Origin of the sequence: Geobacillus sp. CAMR5420 (genome assembly GCF_000691465.1) — a bacterium.
Classification (GTDB): Bacteria; Bacillota; Bacilli; order Bacillales; family Anoxybacillaceae; genus Geobacillus; species Geobacillus thermoleovorans.
On record NZ_JHUS01000087.1, the window covers coordinates 1 to 4085 of the forward strand.

The window sequence follows — 4085 nt, forward strand, 5'->3', positions numbered from 1 at the left end:
TTAAGTGGGGGTAGTTCACATTCATATTATTCCCCCGACCGGGCGTACATGACCTTTTGAGTCAGCCCTTTACGCCGCATGTTTCCGTTTCGTTGCGGACGGCCGATCGATCATCAAGCCAAGCGCAGCGCCGATCAGCGCAGGGACAACCCAGCCGAGCCCGACTGAAAACAGCGGCGCCCATGAGAGGAGCGGTTCTAACCATGCCGTCTCCAGCCCGATCGTTTTCAAACCGTCATACAGGCTGAACATGCCGGTAAAGAGCAACGCCATCCCGTACACTTTCGCCGAACCACGGTAAAAGCGGCGGAAAAACGACAGGGCGACGAGCACGATCGCCAATGGATACAGCATCGTCAACACTGGAACGGAAACAGCGATCAACGCATTTAAGCCGAGGTTTGACATCAAAAAGCTAAATAAGGTTAATACAATGACATACGTTCGGTACGAAACAGTCGGGGTGAGCTCTTGAAAGTATTGCGCACAAGCAGCGACTAGACCAACCGCCGTTGTTAAGCAGGCAAGCGCCACGATCACGCCCAACAGCAACTTCCCCCCGCTGCCAAACAGCAGCGATGACACGTATGACAATAGCTCGGCTCCGTTGGCAAATGAGCCGACACCAGCCATTCTAGCACCAATGATGGCAATGCCGCCATAAACGAGCGCGAGTCCCAATCCAGCGATCAATCCGGCTTGCACCGTGGCTTTTGCCTGCAACGCCGGCCGGTCCACCCCGCGGTCACGGAGCGCATGAATGACGACGATGCCAAAGGCAAGGGCCGCGATCGTATCCATCGTTAAATACCCTTCCAGCATCCCTTTCACAAACGGCGCCGAGGCATACTTCTCAGCCGGCAGCGCCTGTGGGTCGTCAAGCCGGATTAAACCGGTAAGGCAAAGCACAGCAATGGAAAGCAGCAACATCGGCGTCAACAGCTGGCCGATTCGATCCACAAGCTTCGAGGGGTTTAAGCTGAGCCAGTACACAAGGGCGAAAAAGAGACCCGTAAACAGCCACATCACCAAAGATCCGCTCTCAGGGAAAAACGGCTTCGCTCCGATTTCATAGGCGACGCTAGCCGCGCGCGGAATGCCGAAAAACGGGCCGATCGCCAAATACACAGCGAGTGAAAAGCAAAGGCTGAACAGCGGATGAACAGCGTTGCCGAGCGAACGGATGCCGTCTTTGGCGAACGCCACCGCCGCGACCGACAACAGCGGCAGCCCAACACCGGTGACGATAAATCCAAGAACCGCCGGCCATACGGCCGTTCCCGCTTCCATCCCTAAATACGGAGGAAAAATCAAGTTGCCCGCGCCGAAAAAGAGGGAAAAGAGCATCAATCCAGTAAACAGCACATCTCTCGTTTTCATTGTATCCCTCATTTCTATTATTTTGAAAATGAATTAAATATTCTGATATATAACAAAACAATAGTATCAATTTAGGATAACAGTCGATTATTATTATCCTAATCCTTTATAAATATTAACCCGTGGTGCTAGTTGAGCGCTAAAGCTCAACTAGCACCACGGGTAAAAATAAATATGTCCAAGACATATGTCTTCATCCCTACACACTGTCTTTAGATGTACCAAACGCTGATGGATTACCGATTACTCATTCGCATAGATGGTGACAACAATACGCAAGCCAACATTCATATCTGACTGAAAGCGCAGATGTCAATTTAATCATCAAACAAAGCTTAGGTCGTGAATATAAGGAGTTATGGTTTCTTTACAGAAAGGATAGCATGTTTTTTATTATAGTTACAAGGAAATCATAATAATGATTGAGCAATAGATGATGTATAAAATTTTGTGTGAAGCATTTTACTTAGAGCTGATTATGCGAGAAGAAATAAAAAATTTCCTCTAAATAAAAAGGTCGGAAGGAAAACATTTCGCGTACTATCAGGTCAATGAGCTCTGGCAAGATGATTTGTCCCATGGCCCGTTGATTCGTGTGAATGGCAAAACACAAAAAACGCTTTTAATTGCCTATATCGATGACTGCTCGCGGGTCGTGCCGTACGCTCAGTTTTTCTCTTCCGAGAAATTTGACGGGTTGCGGATCGTGACCAAAGAAGCGTTGCTTCGATACGGAAAGCCGAAGCGAATTTACTCGGATAACGGCAAACATTGGATACTACGATAATCGGGCGATATTCGCCTTACTCTGCTCCGATATTTTCTCCTAAATTTTAAGGGTGTCCTCAACTTTGGGGACACCCTCTTTAATTGTGTCGCTTATAGCGTTATATCGCCGTTATGGTATTTGATGCGAGTCCGCAATTTGCGGATTCCAGACCCTAACTATTCATCAATTTGATGAACAGACTTATTTACCAAACAGACGGGCCCAAAACCCTTTCTTTTTCCCTTCTTCCTCTTTGGCCGCCGCGATCATTTTGCGTGTCTCCATGGACTCCTTTAGGGACTGCATAAGAAGTTCATCCCTTTTCTTTAGGTTTTCCTCTATGTATTTTTGTTGCTGATCCAGCCTCATCATGAGTTCTTTTAGCAACTCGTTCTGTTTGGCGACCATTTCTTTTAGCGCTTGTATATCATCGTTATAACGCTCCGATTCCGTTTTTTTCTCTATAACGCTGACCGCCATATTAGATTGCCGAACCCATGCCATTACTGCTTCCGCCGCTTGTTCGAGCGTCATATCTAAAATGATACGCCCTGTCAGGTCAGAAAGGACGGGGACAAACGGATCCCTCTTTGTCGGATCAAGGCTAATCGCTCTTTGACATAGGAGAAAATCATTGGGATCGTGTATTGGAAATAGGGAAGGAGAAAGGGGGGAGTACCGTCCCTGGCATTCGGAACACCAATAACGGGGGAGCCAAATGCAATACGTTTGATCTCTTACAACGGCATTCTTCTCGTAATATCCATGGCGATGAAGGAGTTCGTTCACACCGTTTATGCTATAGGATTTTCCTCACTTTTTTCAATAAGAGTAAATATGATCGACAATTTTAAGTTATGCTTGGCTTCAAATCCTATATCGATAGAGAATTGGTATCTAATAGTAAAATATTACTATTTTTCGACATAATACAAATTGTAACAAATTTCGACATAGTTTCCATTGTATAATTATTTAAAAAATAATAAAAAAAGAAAGGGGATTTGGCAAAATGACATTTAGCAAGAAGAAAAAGAATCTACTAATTATCTTAGCTTCATTAGTTCTTTCGATCATTACAATTACTAGTGCCTATGCCGCAGTTTTAGTTGAACAATCAGGACTTAATTTACGCGTAGGGGAAAGTAGCGCAACTACTTCTCGAGTAACAGTTGAAAGTGGACAAGAGTTACATGTGGGCATTTATTATTACTATAATGCTCCTCGTAAAAGTACGACTTATAAGATATTTAAAAACGGTGTCGAATGGTATAAGGGGACAATTAGTGGAAGTGAGCGGTATGTTGAGAAAGTATTTAAGCCTGGACCAGGTGAATATTCTGTCAGACACTATAATACGCCTGAAAAAGATGTAAGTTCATATGGTGGAATTCAAGTTTATAAACCATAATTTCCATTTTATAAAATCGCAGTTGTTTAATTTTACAACTGCGATTTTTATTGTGTGCCGGGTAGGTCGATGAACTAGGCGGTGAAAGTCCTCTATGGGCGTCGGGGGATGTTGGGATATGTGAATCATCAGTCAAAGGCAAGGGTGTCCATGGAGAAGCGAAATCTGAAAGAAACCCTAGACAAACCCTTGAATCCAACGAAATACATTCGAGGTTGCGATTTCAGGATGGGGTTGCAAGACAAAACGAAGTCCCCAATTGATCGATCGTTGCCTATTACTCCATGTAAAGTTGGTGCAAACTAAATTCTCTGTAAATCTCTGTGCTTTTATTTCTCAATAAACATTGGAACTATTCTAAGCTGATTTCATGTGGATGAATCGATCGGAAAGATAAGACTGAAGAAGCCCTTATTGCTTCCTCGATTTTATATGCTAATGGAACGAGCTTGCGAGTGAATCATATTAATAAGGATTAATTTGGTAAAACGTATGCCTATGAAAGTGTAAATTATCACTTTATTT

Annotated in this window: 3 protein-coding genes and 1 pseudogene; 2 read left to right on the plus strand and 2 right to left on the minus strand. The window is 44.2% G+C overall.

Annotated elements, in window-relative coordinates; all coding sequences use genetic code 11:
* Positions 1–69: 69 nt before the first annotated feature.
* Positions 70–1380: a branched-chain amino acid transport system II carrier protein gene (gene brnQ, locus DI44_RS00125; protein ID WP_014196898.1), complete on the minus strand. Its 1311-nt coding sequence runs from the start codon at positions 1378–1380 to the stop codon at positions 70–72.
* Positions 1381–1900: 520 nt separating this feature from the next.
* On the opposite strand from brnQ, the pseudogene DI44_RS00120 reads away from it, so the two are divergent.
* Positions 1901–2149, plus strand: a pseudogene (locus tag DI44_RS00120) (IS481 family transposase); the annotation flags it as partial.
* A 201-nt stretch (positions 2150–2350) separates the two neighbouring features.
* Here the strand turns inward: DI44_RS00120 and DI44_RS00115 are convergent.
* Positions 2351–2683, minus strand: a complete 333-nt coding sequence (locus DI44_RS00115) for a DUF3967 domain-containing protein (RefSeq protein ID WP_021321442.1) — start codon at positions 2681–2683, stop codon at positions 2351–2353.
* A gap of 478 nt (positions 2684–3161) precedes the next feature.
* Here DI44_RS00115 and DI44_RS00110 point away from each other — a divergent pair, with 478 nt between their 5' ends.
* Positions 3162–3560 carry a hypothetical protein gene (locus DI44_RS00110; RefSeq protein ID WP_021321441.1) on the plus strand — a complete coding sequence of 133 codons (399 nt, stop codon included), beginning with the start codon at positions 3162–3164 and terminating at the stop codon, positions 3558–3560.
* The last annotated feature ends 525 nt before the right edge of the window (positions 3561–4085 follow it).

What these genes read in the sequence shown, in the direction of transcription:
- brnQ (WP_014196898.1), bottom strand. Translation starts at nt 1,380, where the DNA reads ATGAAAACGAGAGATGTGCTGTTTACTGGATTGATGCTCTTTTCCCTC.
- DI44_RS00110 (WP_021321441.1), top strand. Translation starts at nt 3,162, where the DNA reads ATGACATTTAGCAAGAAGAAAAAGAATCTACTAATTATCTTAGCTTCA.
- DI44_RS00115 (WP_021321442.1), bottom strand. Translation starts at nt 2,683, where the DNA reads ATGACGCTCGAACAAGCGGCGGAAGCAGTAATGGCATGGGTTCGGCAA.